This window comes from Streptomyces misionensis (genome assembly GCF_900104815.1).
In the GTDB taxonomy this organism is placed as follows: domain Bacteria; phylum Actinomycetota; class Actinomycetes; order Streptomycetales; family Streptomycetaceae; genus Streptomyces; species Streptomyces misionensis.
Genome location: NZ_FNTD01000004.1, coordinates 264,310 through 279,607, shown reverse-complemented (window position 1 = coordinate 279,607; position 15,298 = coordinate 264,310). Strand labels below are relative to the sequence as shown.

At 72.4% G+C, this 15,298-nt stretch carries 12 protein-coding genes; 8 read left to right on the top strand and 4 right to left on the bottom strand.

All coding sequences use genetic code 11. The features are described from left to right. Positions 1-68: 68 nt before the first annotated feature. From BLW85_RS02565 to BLW85_RS02555, 3 genes are read right to left on the bottom strand one after another with little or no spacing between them, the layout of a single operon-like run. Complete coding sequence (locus tag BLW85_RS02565) at positions 69-1,529, bottom strand: cytochrome P450 (RefSeq protein ID WP_070029315.1); 1,461 nt, start codon at positions 1,527-1,529, stop codon at positions 69-71. After that, positions 1,523-2,647 carry an alpha-hydroxy acid oxidase gene (locus BLW85_RS02560; protein ID WP_074990324.1) on the bottom strand — a complete coding sequence of 375 codons (1,125 nt, stop codon included), beginning with the start codon at positions 2,645-2,647 and terminating at the stop codon, positions 1,523-1,525. The genes BLW85_RS02565 and BLW85_RS02560 overlap by 7 nt, the downstream gene beginning before the upstream one ends. Beyond that, positions 2,644-4,269 (bottom strand): NAD(P)-binding domain-containing protein, encoded by a 1,626-nt coding sequence (locus tag BLW85_RS02555; RefSeq protein WP_074990322.1) that lies wholly within the window; start codon positions 4,267-4,269, stop codon positions 2,644-2,646. The genes BLW85_RS02560 and BLW85_RS02555 overlap by 4 nt, the downstream gene beginning before the upstream one ends. Positions 4,270-4,507: 238 nt before the next feature. Here BLW85_RS02555 and BLW85_RS02550 point away from each other — a divergent pair, with 238 nt between their 5' ends. Continuing rightward, positions 4,508-6,028: a class I adenylate-forming enzyme family protein gene (locus tag BLW85_RS02550; RefSeq protein ID WP_244174796.1), complete on the top strand. Its 1,521-nt coding sequence runs from the start codon at positions 4,508-4,510 to the stop codon at positions 6,026-6,028. Between the two features lie 133 nt (positions 6,029-6,161). Here BLW85_RS02550 and BLW85_RS02545 read toward each other — a convergent pair whose 3' ends face one another. Beyond that, positions 6,162-7,052, bottom strand: coding sequence for a LysR family transcriptional regulator (locus BLW85_RS02545; protein ID WP_074995939.1), 891 nt, complete (start codon positions 7,050-7,052; stop codon positions 6,162-6,164). A gap of 71 nt (positions 7,053-7,123) precedes the next feature. On the opposite strand from BLW85_RS02545, the gene BLW85_RS02540 reads away from it, so the two are divergent. The 7 genes from BLW85_RS02540 (at position 7,124) to BLW85_RS02510 (ending at position 15,255) form a co-directional block, all read left to right on the top strand. Next, entirely contained in the window at positions 7,124-7,540 is a 417-nt protein-coding gene (locus tag BLW85_RS02540) for an ester cyclase (RefSeq protein WP_070029311.1), read from the top strand. After that, on the top strand, positions 7,530-8,288 hold the full coding sequence (locus BLW85_RS02535; RefSeq protein ID WP_074990320.1) for an SDR family NAD(P)-dependent oxidoreductase: 759 nt from the start codon (positions 7,530-7,532) through the stop codon (positions 8,286-8,288). The genes BLW85_RS02540 and BLW85_RS02535 overlap by 11 nt, the downstream gene beginning before the upstream one ends. Before the next feature lie 196 nt (positions 8,289-8,484). Next, positions 8,485-8,769, top strand: coding sequence for a polyprenyl synthetase (locus BLW85_RS02530; RefSeq protein ID WP_074990318.1), 285 nt, complete (start codon positions 8,485-8,487; stop codon positions 8,767-8,769). Then, positions 8,762-9,814 (top strand): polyprenyl synthetase family protein, encoded by a 1,053-nt coding sequence (locus BLW85_RS02525; RefSeq protein ID WP_074990316.1) that lies wholly within the window; start codon positions 8,762-8,764, stop codon positions 9,812-9,814. The genes BLW85_RS02530 and BLW85_RS02525 overlap by 8 nt, the downstream gene beginning before the upstream one ends. Before the next feature lie 115 nt (positions 9,815-9,929). Beyond that, on the top strand, positions 9,930-11,093 hold the full coding sequence (locus BLW85_RS02520) for an oxygenase MpaB family protein (protein WP_074990314.1): 1,164 nt from the start codon (positions 9,930-9,932) through the stop codon (positions 11,091-11,093). Between the two features lie 161 nt (positions 11,094-11,254). Continuing rightward, positions 11,255-11,896, top strand: coding sequence for a carbonic anhydrase (locus tag BLW85_RS02515; RefSeq protein WP_070029306.1), 642 nt, complete (start codon positions 11,255-11,257; stop codon positions 11,894-11,896). Between the two features lie 407 nt (positions 11,897-12,303). After that, a complete protein-coding gene (locus tag BLW85_RS02510) occupies positions 12,304-15,255 on the top strand; it encodes an alpha/beta hydrolase (protein WP_074990312.1) in 2,952 nt (983 codons plus the stop codon). The last annotated feature ends 43 nt before the right edge of the window (positions 15,256-15,298 follow it).

Genomic DNA, 15,298 nt, shown 5'->3' with positions numbered 1-15,298 from the left:
CCCATGGAGACCCATGGAGGCCCGTGCGGACCCGGGGAGGTCCACGAGGGCCTGCGGGGATGACGCCTTCACGCCCCGTGGCCCGGGTACGGGCAGGCCGTCGCGCCGTGCGCCCGACCCGCCCCGGCACCGGGCGCGGCGTCGCCGGCGCTCAGCGGACGGCCCTCGGTGTCGTACCGGGCGAAGTACGTCGTGGCGGGCCTGGTGCGGCGGGCGTCCAGCACCATCCAGGTGCCGAGGACCAGTTGCAGCAGGCTGCGTCCGACGTCCTCGGCCCGGTCGCGAACGGCCAGCGCCGTGCGCAGCACGAGCCTGGTGGTCCGGGAGGCGGGCCGCTCGCGGGGCAGCAGCAGACAGGGAGCGCGGTGGGGGATGGAACGGGTGTGCCCGACCGGTGAGTCGAGCACGTGGCGGGCCAGCACCTCCCGGGTCGCGGCGCGCATCACGACCGGCGCGAGACGCCAGGCGGGACAGGGCCGGTTGGCGGCGACGCCGAACGGGATGTGGTGGGCGTTCTTCGCGGACAGCGTCGCCCAGCGCTCCGGGTCGAAGCGCTCGGGATCGGTGTGGCCGGTGGCGTGGTAGTCGGGGTAGCTGAAGGTGAGGACGGAGCCCGCCGGGATCGTGGGCAGGCCGTCGAGCGCGATGTCGGCGGTGGTGATGCGATGCGCCACCCCGAACAGCGGGAACAGCCGGAACGTCTCGTTCATGACGTGCGACAGGTAGCGGTCGTCGTCGGGCGTGCCCGCCACCTTCCGCTGTACGTCCGGGTGCTGGGCCAGGGCCAGCAGGAGATGGGCCATCGCCTCGGACATCTGGACCACGGCGGTGTTGAAGAAGGTGCCTTGCAGATAGAACGCCTGCTGGCGGCGGGTCAGGCAGCCGGGCAGTTCGTGGGGCACGTCACCGGCGGCCAGCCGGCGCAGCAGATAGCGGGTCAGCCGGTTCCTGCGGCGCATATGGCGCGGCCGGGTGCACTTGAGGGCGTCGACCACGTCGGTGGCGTTGGCGACGATCAGCCGCCGGGCCTCGGCCGGGCAGGGCTCCCGGAAGACCAGTTCGTAGAAGAACTCGGCCCACACCGGCATCATCAGGTCGCGCAGCCGCACGGACCGGATCCGACCGGTGTCCGCGCTCTCCAGGACGCGCCGGGTGGCGCTCGCCGCGGCGGCGTACAGCTCGGCCGACGGGCCGGAGAGGATGGCGAGGGTGCGCCGGGCCACCTCGTCGTAGCGGGGACCGGCCTCCAGATGCTCCTGGTGGACGTCGGCGCCGGGCGCGAGCCAGTACCAGAACAGGTCGGACAGTGCGGCGCCCTTGCTGCGGCCCCCCGCGGCGGGGTGGCCGTAGACCTCCTGGAAGCGGTCGGCGCCGAAGACGGCGCTGGGCAGCGGTATGCCCTCGTCGCCGTTGACGCGGGCGAAGACCTTCATCCGCAGGGCGACGACCCGGCCGGGCAGCCAGGCGGGCAGGGACAGCAGCAGCGCGCCGCCCAGGGCCGTCGCCGCCGTCGTCCTCCGGCTCACCATGCTGGTTCTCCTTTCGGCCGGTGGTACGGGAACCCGCGCGCGACCACCTGGTCGGCCGTGAGGTCCCCGGGCCGGTGCCCGCCGCACAGGGCGAGCACCTGGGCGAAGTCCGCGCGCAGCGCGCTCAGCAGCTCCGTCACCCCGTCCTCGCCGCCCGTCGCCAGCGCCCACAGCACCGGCCGCCCCACGCCGGCGGCGACCGCTCCCAGGGCCAGGGCGAGCGCGATGTCGGTGCCGCGGCGTACCCCGCCGTCCACGAGGACCGGTACCCGTCCCGCGACGGCCCCGGCGACGGCCGGGAGCGCCTCGACCGCCGCCGGAGCGGCGTCGAGCTGCCGTCCCCCGTGGTTGGACACGAGCAGCGCGTCCACACCCTGCTCGACCGCCGTCCGCGCGTCCGCCGGATGCAGCACGCCCTTGAGGACGAGGGGCAGGTCGGTCAGGTCGCGCAGCCGCCGCAGATCGTCCCAGCCCGCCGGCCACATGGCGATGTCGCGGGTGCCGCCGGGCGCGGCACCGGGCAGGTCCCGCATGTTCTCGGCCGCGAGACCGGGCGGCAGGTCGTGGAAGCCGTTGCGCAGGTCCCGGGTGCGGCTCCCGAACACGGGGGAGTCGACGGTGACCACGAGGGCGGAGCAGCCCGCCCGCTCGGCCCGGCGCACGAGTTCGGCGGTGACCTCGTGTTCCGGCTGGAGGTACAGCTGGAACCAGACGACGGCCTCCGGGTCCCTCGCGCGGGCCGCGGCGACGACGTCCGCGACGGCGGTGGTGGCGGCCATGCCGGTGACCAGCGGAGTCCCGGTCGCGGCGGCGGCACGCGCGGTGGCCAGTTCGCCGTCGGGATGCGCGAGCCGGTGGAAGGCGGTCGGGGAGACGAAGAGCGGAGCCGGCCACTCCCGGCCCAGCACGCCCACGCGGGTGCCGGTGCCGGGGCCGGGGCCGCGCAGCACCCGGGGGAGCAGCGCCAGCCGGGCGAAGGCGTCCTCGTTCTCCCGCAGTGCCGTCTCCTCGCCCGCTCCGCCGGCGATGAAGTCGTAGTGCTCAGGCCGCAGTTCCGCGAGGGCCCGGCGTGCCAGTGCGGCCGGATCGTACGCCGGGCCCGTCCGCGGGCCGGTCACGGCCTGGGCGCGGCGGATGCTCCGCCGGCCGGGAGGCCGTTGCCGGCGGGCAGCCGGGAGGCGAGGAAGGAGCCGAGCGGGCCGACGTGGACGTCGGGGTCGTCCCACTCGTTCTCCAGGTTCTCCGTGAGGTGGTGTTCCGCGACCGGCTTTCCGGTGCCGTCCGGCAGGAACTGACGTACCACGGGGTGGAGATAGCGCGCGTCGAGGCCACCGGTGTCCCGCTGGGGCGTCCGTGCGACGGTGACGTCGAAGGGGTCGACCTGGTCGTGGTCGGCGCCGTACTCCAGGGTGACGGCGAAATAGCCGGCCAGGTCCCCGAACTCGCCCCGGGCGGCGGCCTCGTGCAGATGGGCCACCGGGACCTCCTCGCAGTACCGGGCCCCGCCGTCGGCGCCGAGCAGCACCGCGTCGCCGAGGAACCCGAACATCTGCCACAGGGCCGAGGTGCGGTTGACCCGCGCGACGATCGCTTCGCTCACCGCGTCCGCGGTGGCGGGCAGGTCGGTGTGCGGCCAGTCCCGGTCGTGGTAACGGCGTTCGAGTATGCGGGCGAGCGCCTTCACTCCGTACCGGAAACCGTGGATGAAACCACTGGTGGACTTTCTGAAGTCGAGGGACTGGGTGATGGTCCCGGCGAAATACAGATCGGGTATGTTCGCGGATTCCCATGCGCTGGTGAGCCGCGGGAACCGGTCCTTGACGACGAGGTCGGGCCGGCAGTCGTCGTCGAATATCGAGGCGTCGAAACGGAATCCGGTGGCCAGGATCACCCGGTCGTACCGGATGTCCTTCACCACTTCCTCGACGCGCGCGAACCTGACGCTCACCAGATAAGAGCCGTCCGGCTGCCGTGCTATGCGCAGGATGTCGCCGTCCAGTACGGCGTTCTGCGACTTGAGCTGATAGGTGTCGAGGAAGTTGTTGTTGACCGCGCGGAGATGTCCGACGAAGTGCGTCCGCCACGCGAGTTTGAGGGAGCCGGGTCCGGCGACGTGGATGACGGCGGCGGTCTCGATGAGATTGTCCGCGGTCTCGAAGGCGGAATTGCCGCGCCCGATGACGAGGACGCGCTGGTCGGTGAAGTCCGCGGGGTCGACGGTCACCGTGTCGTAGCGTTCGGCCTCCTCGACGCCCTCGATGGCCGGCACGTACGGCCGGGAGACGCCCGTGGCGACGATGATCCGGCGGGCCCGGATAACGTTGCCATTCTGGTCCGTCGCCGTGAAGAGGCCGTCCGCGGGCCGGGTGACGCGGGTGATCCGGGTGTCGAGGCGGATGCGCAGCCCCTGGGTCCGCGCGAAGTCCGCCAGGTAGCGGACCATGTCGTCGGCCGGTGGGAAGTAGCGTGGGGAGTAGGCGGTGAAGAGTGGTCCGTCGTCCGAGAGGAGGGAATTCCAGTCGACGCGAAGGCGCATTTCCGGATCGCTCCAGCCGGTGTGCACCTTGTTGGACGATATAAGCGTTCTATGCCGGGGAAAACGCGTGAAGAAGGCGCCTGGAGTGTCGCTCTCCTCCACGATGAGGTAATCCCGGCCGTTCTTTTCAAGGAAGTACCCGGCTTGGAGGCCCGCGGGGCCGCCGCCGATGACGAGATAGTCAACCTGCGTTAAAGCAGACATGGATTCGTCCTGCCTTCCGTGGAGGCGGAATGGACCTTACTTGATGGTTAAAGCACTGATCCAGACCGCCTCTGCGTGACGTAGGTCACTCGCCACTCGGGTTGGTGAATTCCTTCCGTCGGTTAACGTGAGGCGTGTTTGGCGGTCCGAGTGAGCCCATTCGCCGTTCGGCATGGTCGCTTTCCAGACATTCACGCCGTCTTCGTGTCGGCTGCTTCCGGTCCAGGATGGAGACGAAGTGGACGAAAAGCCCGGGGGTCTCTTTCCGCAGGCGTTCGTCGACGCCTTCCGCGGCGCCCCCGACCTGCCCGCCTTCGAGCACGGGGCACGCACGGTCACCCGGGGAGAGGTGCTCGACCTGACCGCCGGCTTCGTCCGGGGGCTGCGCACCGCGGGCCTGGCTCCGGGAGCCCGCGTGGCCCTGGACACCGGCGTCACGCCGGAGGCGTTCGCGGTGCGCGTCGCGGCCCACGTCGTCGGCTGCCAGGTGGTCGGACTGCGTCCCGGACTGACCCGTGCACACCTGCGCGACATCCTCGCCCGGGACGTCGACGCCGTGGTGACGGACGACGCCGCGAGCCGCCCCGAACTCGCCGCCGCGGCAGCCGGGTCACGACTCCTGGAGACCGGCGCGCTGCGGCCCCCGGAGGGCTTCACCGCCGCGCCCGGCGACCTCACCCCCCGCGGCGACCGCGACGGCGTCGGCGTCATCCACCTCACCAGCGGCAGCACCGGCCGGCCCAAGGGCACGATGGTGACCTACGGGGCGCTGTCGGAGCACTGGGCCCTTCAGCCCGCACGCTGGACCGACCGTGTCCGGCGCCTCGCGGCGCGCTACGAACGGTTCCTGCTCTTCGGCACCCTCACCAGCGCCGTCATGTTCGAGCACCTGGGCCTCGCCCTGCTGGCCGGGGGCACCGCGGTGATACCGCAGCAGCCCCCGGTCTTCCCCGGCGTCTTCGCCGAGCTGCGCGTCACCGCCTGCATGACCACGGTGCCGCGCCTGTACGGCATTCTCGACGCCGTGCGCAATGGGGGCGCGGACACCAGCGGTCTGCGCGCCCTCGTCGTGGCCGGATCCCCTCTTGCCCCGCACCGGCTGACCGAGGCGGCCGAACTGCTCGGACCCGTGGCCCACCACGCCTACGGCCAGACCGAGACGGGCATGCTCACCCTCCTCGAACCCGAGGAACTCGCCGCCGACCCCGGCCTCGCCGACACGGTGGGACGCCCGCTCGACACGGTCGAGATGACCGTGCGCGACGAGGACGGCCGCGACCTGTCGGCGGGCGGCACGGGCGAGGTGTGGGTGCGGGCGGCGGACGCGTTCTGCGGCTACTGGGAGGACCCGCGGGAGACCGCGGACGTCCTGCGCGACGGCTGGGTCCGGACCCGGGACCTCGGGCGGCTCGACGCGGGCGGATACCTGCGGCTGACCGGACGCACGCGCGACGTCGTCATCGTCAACGCCATCGTGCACTACGCGGGCCCCATCGAACGCGTCCTCGCCTCCCACCCCGACGTGGACCAGGCATACGTCGTCGGGGTCCCGGACGAGCGGACGGGCGAGGCCATCCACGCCTTCGTCGTCCCGCAGCCGGGCCGCGCGCCCGAGGAGGCGGCGCTGCGCGAACTGGTGGCACGGGCCCTGGGGGAGGCCGGCGCCCCGGCAGGCGTCAGCATCCTCACCGACGTCCCCGTCGCGGCGAGCGGCAAGCCCGACAAGGCCGCCCTGCGCGCCCTGCTGACACGCCCCTGAACGGACCCGCGCGGCAAGGGCGGTCGGAACCGCCGACGGTGACGCCGGCCCGGCCGGTGTCGAGGTGGCCGGTGAACCGCTGCGACGACACGCGGTCGCGGTCCACCGTGACGGTCGAACCGACCCTGACCCGTCAGGTCCCGTGTGCCGGGTCGGGGCCGCCCAGGCAGTCCCGGGCCGCCGTCCGGAACGCCGCCACCAGCCGGCTGTGGTCCGCGGCCCGGGTCGCCACCACGACGTGACCCGGTTCGACGCCGCGCAGCGGCACCGTGGTGAGGTCGGGGCGTATCCCGGCCGCGTGCAGGGCGGCCGGGACGATGGCCACGGCCTGCCCGGCGGCGATGCATTCGAGCTTGTCCTCGATGGTCTCGACCGGGGGCCCGTCGGGCGCGGGACGGCCGCCCGGACGCGGGTCGATGCGCCAGTAGGCGTCCCACTCCGGGTCCGGGAAGCGGGGGATCGGCTCGCCGTCGATGTCGTCGAGAGTGGCCCACTCCTTGCCGGCCAGCCGGTGTCCGAGCGGGACGAGCAGCAGTTTCGGCTCGTCGTGGAGGATCGTCACCCGCAGGCCGTCGGTCCGCAGCGGCAGCCGGGTGACCGCCGCGTCGACCCGCCGGTCGAGCAGGGCCGCGCGCGGCTCGTTCCACTCCAGGTGCAGCGTGCGCACCTCGGCGTCGGGATGCCTGTGCCGCAGGTTTTGCACCGCCGGGGTGACGATCAGGCCCGCGGTGTAGCCGACGGTGATCCGGGTGGGCCGCGCGGCGGCTCGGGCGGCGGCCCCGGCCTGCTCGGACGAACGCAGCAGGGCCTGCGCGTGCGGGAGGAACGCCTCTCCCGCCTCGGTGAGCCGCGTGCCCTGCCGCGTGCGGTCCAGGAGCCGGGCGCCCACCTGGGCTTCGAGCCGGCCGATCTGCCGGCTCAACGACGGCTGGGCGATGTGCAGTTCGGCCGCGGCACGGCCGTAGTGCAGATGCGAGGCGACGGCGATGAAGTAGCGCACCAGCCGCAGATCGAGATCCGTCATGCCGAAACCGTATGACGTGGTGCGGAACAGGTCTTTGATCACTCAGGGTTCGCGTCCCTAGCGTGAGAGCCATGTCCACTGACAATGAGATCGCCGTCCAGCGCTTCTACGAGGCCCTCGCCACGGGGGACACCTCGTTGGTCGACGAGGCCCTCGCGCCCGACTGGGAAGCCGTGCCGGCCCTGCGCACCGGGCCCGGCGCGGACGGCTGGAAGAAGAGCATCGAGCACCTGCGCGGCGCCTTCTCCGGGCTGACCGTCACGATCGCCGATGTCGTCGAGTCCGGTGAGATGGTGGCGGTGCGTTCGGTCGGCCGCGGAATACACGTCGGGGAGCTGCTTGGCGTCGAGGGCACCGGCCGTGAGGTCGAGTTCCGGGCCTCGGACTTCCACCAGGTGGTCGACGGCCGGATCGTGCGCACCTGGCACCTGGAGGACTACTTCGGGATCGCCACCCAGATCGGGCTGGAGTTCACCCGTGGCGCTTGACGGCAGGACGGCGGTGGTGACCGGGGCGGCGCGCGGCATCGGGTACGCCTACTGCCGGCGGCTCGCCTCGGACGGCGCCAACGTGGTCGCCGTCGACATCGACGACCCGGCCGACGCCGTGCGCGAACTCCCGGGCAGCGGCGACAAGTTGGGGCTGGTGTGCGACATCGCCGAGCCGTCCCAGGTCGACACCGCGATCGGCACGGTCCTCGACCGGTACGGGCGCTGCGACATCCTCGTCAACAACGCCGGCGTCTTCCCCTTCACCGATCTCGACCACGTGACGATCGAGCTGTGGCGCAGGGTCCAGGCGGTCAACGTCGAGGCGATCCTGCTCTTCGCCCGGGGGTTCGCCCCGGGGATGCGGGCCGCCGGCTGGGGACGCATCGTCAACACCGGCTCGGGCATCACCCTGACCCAGAACCGCGATCTGGCCTACATGACCAGCAAGGGCACCGTGCACGCGCTGACCCGGGCACTCGCCAACGAACTCGGCGAGAGCGGCATCACCGTCAACGCGATCGCGCCCGGCCTGGTGGCCACCGACGGCTTCCTGGGCCGGGCCCGGACGAACGGCCCGAGCGCCGAGGAGGTGATCGCCCGGATGACGGCCATGCAGACCATCAAGCGCCCGTCGGTCCCGGCCGACCTCGGCAACGCCCTCGCCTTCCTGGTCTCGGACGACGCCGACTTCGTCACCGGCCAGATCCTGCACGTCGACGGCGGGGCGACCCGCACCGGAGCCTGACCCGGTTCGACGCGACGGCCGGTCGCACCCCCGTTCACCCGAACAGGTGGTTTGGCCCGCTACGACGGCCTGCCCGCGCCGGGACGCAGTGTGCTGGAGCGCGCAGGCACGTCCGGGCCGCGGAAACGCCCGGGCCGGGGACCATCCCGGCCGCCACGGCGGCGGAGCCTGGTCCGAGAACTGGGGGACGACCGGTATGACCTCTTCTCCGCCCGACGGCCGGGGACTGGACGAGCAGGCGGTCCTGCTCGTGGCGGGCCTGGCGGACCTGGCCGTCAGCACCGTGAGCTCGGCCCTCGGCACGGCACGGCAGCTGCTGCGCCGGTCCGACGGGCCCGACCTCGCACGCGACGCCCACCAGGACCTGCTGGCCCGCGGCCGTATCGCGCTGGACCGTTACGCCGCGGCACCGCCCGCCCACCTGGAGGTGCTGGCCCAGCACGCGAGGACACGCCGGACGGCGCCCGGCGGCGATGTCTGAGCGCTTCGACACCGCCGGGTTCAAGGCCCGCGTCGACACCGTCCTGCACGAGTTCCTCGCCGAGGAGGCCGAGCGGCTTTGCGCGATCGACGACGCGCTCGCGCCGGTGGCCGGGCAGCTGCGGGCGGCGGCCGGCCACGGCAAGCGGCTGCGGGCGGCGTTCTGCTACTGGGGATGGCGCGCGGCCGGCCAGCCCGACAGCGATCCCCTCGTCCGCGCGGCGGCCTCCATGGAACTGGTCCACGCCGCCGCGGTCGTCCACGACGACCTCATCGACGACAGCCCGCTGCGCCACGAACTGCCCACCGCCCACGTGGCGTTGCGCACCGCCGTCGCCGGCCGGCCACGGGCCCGGGCCGCCGCCCGCGCGCTGGCCATGCTGGTCGGCGACCATCTGATGGCGCTCGCGGGCCAGTTGTTCACCACCAGCGGTCTGCCCGCCGCCTACCTCACCCGCGCACGCCCGATGTGGGGCGACCTGGCGAGGGAGTTGATCGCCGGCGAGTGCCTGGAGATCCTCAACACCGGCACGGAACCCGACCCGCTCGTGTCGCTGAAGGTGGTGCGCTACAAGACCGCGAAGTACACGGTCGAACACCCGCTGCTCATCGGCGCGCTGCTCGCCGGTGCCGCCGCCCGGCTGCGGGCCGGTCTGTCCGCGTACGGGCTGCCGCTGGGCGAGGCGTTCCAGCTGCGCGACGACCTGCTGGGCCTGTTCGGGGACCCCGGCCGCACGGGCAAGGAGAGCCTGGACGACATCCGCGGCCGGCGGCCCACCGCGCTGCTGGCCGTGACCTGGCGGGCCGCCCGGCCGGACCAGCGCGAGCGACTCGCCGGCGTGCTGGGCCGCCGGGACCTCACCGCCGACGACCTGCGCGACGTGCGCGAGCTGATGACCGCCCTCAAGGCCCCCGATCAGGTGGAGGAGATGATCACCTCCCGGGTGCGGGAAGCCGTCGGCAGCCTGGACCCGCTCGACCTGCCGCACCCGGCCCGCCGGGCCCTGACCGATCTCGCCGGCTCGGCCACCGACCGTCATCACTGACCAGATCAGATCGCCCTCGCCCCCCGGTCGCCCGCACCGGCCCGACCACCCTGCTGATCCGCCCCCACGACGGCCGGCCCTCGTAGCCGAGCGGCTCACCGGAAGGACTGCCGACATGACCTGTACCGATGCCTCCATGGACGCCCTGCGCCAGTCGGGGGACGAACTCGCCGACGCGGTGGTGGCCACCTTGTTCGAACGGGGCGAGGTGGGCACGTTCAACACCCTGATGCGCTACGTCTCCACGGTCGGCGCACCGCTCCCCGACGGGCTGCCCGACGTCGCCCGCGAGTACCTGCGGGCCACCGCCGTGCCGCCGGCCTGGGTGGACTGGGAGGAGATGGAGAGGGCCCGGCTGTTCTTCATCGACAACAACGTGCACATCTCCACCGCGCTGTCGTTCGCCTCCATGCCCGCCTGCTACGTCGTTCCCCACGTCGCGAAACTGCTGTCGGCCACCCACGGGCTGGACTATCCGTCCAGGCGGATGGCGGAGACCGGCCAGTTCACCGTCTACCTCATGCGGCCCGATGCCTTCGAGGCGGGCGGCAGGTTCGTCCCGGCCGCGCAGAAGGTGCGCCTGCTGCACGCCTCCATCCGCCATCACCTCAGGCGGGAGGGCCGCTGGGACGTCGAGGCACTCGGCGCGCCGATCTGCCAGGAGGACATGATCGGCGGGCAGCTGTTCTTCTCCCTGCTCGTCCTGGACAGCCTGCACCGCCTCGGCATCCACATGAGCGTCGAAGGGGCGGAGGCCTACTACTACGCCTGGCGCGTCGTCGGCGCGATGCTCGGCGTCGACCAGGACGCCGTCCCCAAGTCCCTGGAGGAGGCCCGGCAGTTCCTCGACCTGTACATGATTCGCCACATGGGCCCTTCGCCCGAAGGCGCCCACCTGACCCGACAGCTGATCGACCTCTACGAGGAGGTCGTCCCCGGCACCTTCTTCGACCCGATCGTCTCCGCCCTGATCCGCTACCTCGTCGGCGACACCTGTGCCGACTGGCTCCAGGTCCCGCGCACCGCCTGGGACAGCGTGGTCAAGGCCGCCCCCAGCCTGCTCGGTGTGCTGGAGACCATCGAGGACCGGTCCCCGCTGGGGGCCTGGGCCCTGGACCGCCTCGGCCACCTCACCACCGTCTTCGAACTGTCCTCCCTCACCCGGGGCCGCGTCATGCACTACGCCATCCCCGAGCAGCTGAAGAAGGAGTTCGGCGTCACCGGCACCGTGCCGCGCACCCGCCGCTGGACACCGCCCGCGCCGACGGTCGCCCCCTGACGGTCCCTGGCAGACACCCGGGACACGGAACTCGGCGGGAGGGGCGACGACCGCCCATCGGGAAGCAACCGGCGTCCGCGCGTGCCCGCCGTGGGAGTGAACGGACCGGCGTCGGCGGGCACGGCGGAGCGTTCCGGGCGGGGCCGCCGTAGCCTGCGGCCATGACCGATGCACTGACGCGGAGTCCCGACGACGCCTTCGAGATGCTGATCTCCGGCAACCAGCGGTTCGTCACCGGCTTGCCCGAGCACCCCAACCAGGACGCCGCGCGCCGCGCGGAGACGGCGCCGGCCCAGAGCCCCTTCGCGGTCATGTTCGGGTGCTCGGACTCACGGCTGGCCGCCGAGATCATCTTCGACCAGGGCCTGGGCGACCTGTTCGTGGTCCGCACCGCCGGGCATGTCGTCGGCGCGGAGGTGCTGGGCAGCATCGAGTACGGGGTGAGCGTGCTGGACTGTCCGTTGGTCGTGGTCCTGGGCCACGACTCGTGCGGGGCCATCGCGGCCGCCCGCGCCGCGGCCGACGGCGGCAGGGCGCCCGCCGGTTTCGTCCGTGACGTCGTCGAGCGGGTGACCCCCAGCGTCCTGGCGGCCCGCGCCGCCGGCCGGAACCAGGAGGAGGACTTCCTCCACGAGCACATCCGGCACAGTGTCGGCCTGCTGCTGGACCGTTCCCGCGTGCTGGCCGAGCGGGTGGCCGCCGGCCGCGTCGGCGTGGCGGGCCTGTCCTACCGGCTGGCCGACGGCAGCGCCCGGCTGGTCTCCTCCCACGGCCTGAGCAGGATCACCGCCCCCGCCGGGTGAGACCCCACGTCAGCCGGATGACGCGTGCGGGACGCCGTACCGGGCCGCGCTGCCACGGCGGCCCGGCTCGCACCGGCACGGCCGGGTGAGCATCCCGCCCCGCGCGGTGGCGTGAACGGTCCGCGCCCCGAGGCCCTCGTGGTGCGGACGCCGCATTCTCTCCCCCCGAAGCGCGCGCACGGGCGTCCGGTCCGCCCCCGAGCCGCTTCCGCGTCCGCCGCCGGCCCGGCGCACAGGCCCGCACCTCGCCGCCCCGGCCCGGCATGCTCGGGGCGGGGCCGGTGCGCTTCCCGACTGTCTCGTCATGGCTCCTCGCCCACCCCTCGTGCATCATTGATGCGACTGCCACTTCATCTGCGATCGAATTCCTTCGGCCCCAACGCCCCTTATGACTGCGGAGGTTCGCGATGGCGTCGACGCGCGTCCATCTCGTGCTGGTGCACGGGCTGTTCTCCTCGGCCAAGGTGTGGCGGGCGTTCGAGACGCTCATCGCCGACGACCCCGAACTGGCCGGTCTGGTCAGCGTCCATCCCTTCGAGTACGACTCCCCGCTCGGCCGGCTCCGGCCCGACCGCCGGGTCGCCGAGACCGACGACATCGCCGACCAATTGGGCACCTTCCTGGAGACCGAACTCGCCGACGCCGAACGGATCGTGCTCGTCACGCACAGTCAAGGTGGGCTCGTCGTACAGCGGTTCCTCGCCCGCAAACTGTGGAACGGCGACGGCGCCGAGCTGGCCCGGATCAAGTACTTCACCATGTTCGCCTGTCCCAACACCGGTTCGGGTTTCTTCCTCACCATGCGCAAGTTCCTGAAACTCTGGAACAACCCGCAGGAACAGCAGTTGAGGCCCTTCGACCGGGCCGTGACCGAGGCCCAACGCACCGTTCTGGGCTCCGTGGTGCACGCCCGCGCCTACAGCGACACGGAATGCCCCATACCCGTGCGCGCCTACGGAGGATCCACCGACGACATCGTGCCCCCCGTCGTCGCCCGGGGCCTCTTCCCCAAGGGCGGCGTGATCACCGCGGACCACTTCTCCATCATCCAGCCCGCGGACCGCACGGCCGCCTCCTACCTGGCCGTGCGCGCGGCGCTCCTGGAGGTCGCCGAGGGCCCGTCGCCCACCCGGCGGCCCCTCGCCCCGGTGGCGACGGACCAGGACGCCGACGTCCCGGACAGCGACGGAACCACGCCGGACCCCGCACGTGGCGTCCCGTCGCCCGCCTCCGACGCCCCCGACCTCGCCCCCTACCCGCCCCCGCCCTACGGCCAGTTGAACGACGGCCAGTTGAAGGGCAAGGACCGGCAGGAACTCGTCGCCTACCTGCTGTCCGAGCAGGCCTGCCAGCAGGTGCACATCGTGGCGGGCCTGGGCGGCTCGGGAAAGAGCCGGATCGCGCTGGAGACCGCCGAACGCGCCCAGCGCGCCGGCCGCCGCGTGTGGTGGGTGTCCATGCCCGAACTCAGCCGCCACATGCGGATGATCGCGCGCGACCTGGGCGCCCCGTCCATCAACGTGGAACGGGCGTGGCTCGTCGGCCAGGCCATGGATCTCGTGTGGACCTTCCTCGACGCCTGCCCCGACCCCTGGTTGCTGATCTTCGACAACGCCGACGAGCCCGAACGCCTCGGGCCTCCCGACGGCCCCCTCGCGGCCGGAACCGGCTGGCTGCGCAAACCGCACAATCCGCGGGGCACCGTCCTCGTCACCAGCCAGGTGCGCCGTCGGCACGCCTGGGGCGAAATCGGCCTGATCCACCAGGTCCTGCCGCTGGACGAGCACGACGGCGCCTCCATGCTCCTCGAACGGACCGGGGGCCTCGGCGGTACGAACGAGGACGCCCGCGGACTGTCGAGGGAACTGGGCGGGCTGCCGCTCGCGCTGCGGCACGCCGCCGACGTGATCAAAGCGGTCAACGAGAGCCAGATATCCCTGGGCAGCGACATCAGGAACTTCGAGATGTTCCGCCGCACCGTGAACACCTCCGCGGGCCAGGACGGACCCCAGCTCAGCGAACTGCTGGGCCGGGAGATCGTGGAGAAGGTCTGCGGCATCGGCATGAACCTGCTCACCGAGCACGGCCTGCCCCAGGCCCCGACCCTGCTGAAGGTCTTCACCTGCCTGAGCATCGCCCCGATCCCCTACCGCTGCCTGCTGTCCGGACCCGCGCTCGCCCAGTCCCCGCTCTTCCCCGGGGCCACCGCCGAGAGCACCAACGCCGCCCTCGAAGGCCTGGAGGAACTCGGGCTGGTGGACGCCTACGAGCGCGAGGACGTCGCCCACCGCGAGCTGGCCGGAATGCTGTCCCTGCACCCCGTGGTGCACGGCGTGCTGCGCAAGGACGAGGAGGTGCGGGCCCGGCCCGCCGACTTCTACGGCGTCGCGCTGCGCATGCTCCTGTCGGCCACCGACCACCGCAATCCCGATCACCCCGCCAACTGGCCCCTGTGGGCGGCCCTCGCCCCGCACGCACTGGAGGTCTCCAAGGCATGCCTGCTCGGTGAACCGCGGCTGTCCGACCGCACGGTGCGCACCGAGGCACTCGAACTGGCCCGGCTGACCGCCCGCTATCTCATCGCCACCGGTCTGCCGGCTCCCGCCTACGACCTGGTCGTCCCGCTGATCGAACGCTGCGCCGCCTTCGGCTTCGACGAGGACGACCGCGAGATCCTCGGCCTGCGCCACGAACACGGCCGCATCCACCTCGACAGGGAACAACTGACGGAGGCCGAACGGGTGCTGAGCCGCGTGGTGCGGGCACGGGCCCGGATCCTGGGCGAGGACCACGCGGACACCCTCGCCAGCAGGCACAAGCTGGCCCGCGCGATCCACGAGCAGACGGGGCGGCAGACCGAGGCGGAGGCCATGCTGCGCTCCATCGTCGAAGCGGAGAAACAGGTGCGCGGCCACGAACACTACGACACCCTCGTCGTGCGCCACACGCTGGCCCGCACCATGCAGGCCCTCGGCGCGCACCGCGAGGCCGAGGCCGAGGCCCGCCAGATCCTCGACATCAGCCGCCGCAACCACTGGCCGCCGGCCACCCCCGAGGTCCTGCGGGTCAGGGAGACCCTGTCGCACTCGCTGCTGAGCCAGAACCGTGCGCAGGAGGCGGAACAGGTGATCCGCGAGGCGCTGCGCGACGCCTCCCAGCCCTCGGACTCCAACCTCGTGATGCGCCTGCGCTACACCTTCGTCCTCGTCCTCCTCGGAATACGCGGGCGCACACCCGAAGCGGTGAGCGAACTCCGCACGCTTGTGCTCGATCTCGACCGGGTGGTCAGTTCCAAGCACCCGCTGTCCGTCCAGGCCAGAGCCCTCCTGGAGAAGACTTTGCGGGAAATGCCGACCTGAAAGTCCTTCAATTCCAAGGAAGTTGGCGTAAATGCGCGGTCGG

What these genes read in the sequence shown, in the direction of transcription:
- BLW85_RS02520 (WP_074990314.1), top strand. Translation starts at nt 9,930, where the DNA reads ATGACCTGTACCGATGCCTCCATGGACGCCCTGCGCCAGTCGGGGGAC.
- BLW85_RS02510 (WP_074990312.1), top strand. Translation starts at nt 12,304, where the DNA reads ATGGCGTCGACGCGCGTCCATCTCGTGCTGGTGCACGGGCTGTTCTCC.
- BLW85_RS02555 (WP_074990322.1), bottom strand. Translation starts at nt 4,269, where the DNA reads ATGTCTGCTTTAACGCAGGTTGACTATCTCGTCATCGGCGGCGGCCCC.
- BLW85_RS02565 (WP_070029315.1), bottom strand. Translation starts at nt 1,529, where the DNA reads ATGGTGAGCCGGAGGACGACGGCGGCGACGGCCCTGGGCGGCGCGCTG.
- BLW85_RS02545 (WP_074995939.1), bottom strand. Translation starts at nt 7,052, where the DNA reads ATGACGGATCTCGATCTGCGGCTGGTGCGCTACTTCATCGCCGTCGCC.
- BLW85_RS02530 (WP_074990318.1), top strand. Translation starts at nt 8,485, where the DNA reads ATGACCTCTTCTCCGCCCGACGGCCGGGGACTGGACGAGCAGGCGGTC.
- BLW85_RS02525 (WP_074990316.1), top strand. Translation starts at nt 8,762, where the DNA reads ATGTCTGAGCGCTTCGACACCGCCGGGTTCAAGGCCCGCGTCGACACC.
- BLW85_RS02540 (WP_070029311.1), top strand. Translation starts at nt 7,124, where the DNA reads ATGTCCACTGACAATGAGATCGCCGTCCAGCGCTTCTACGAGGCCCTC.
- BLW85_RS02515 (WP_070029306.1), top strand. Translation starts at nt 11,255, where the DNA reads ATGACCGATGCACTGACGCGGAGTCCCGACGACGCCTTCGAGATGCTG.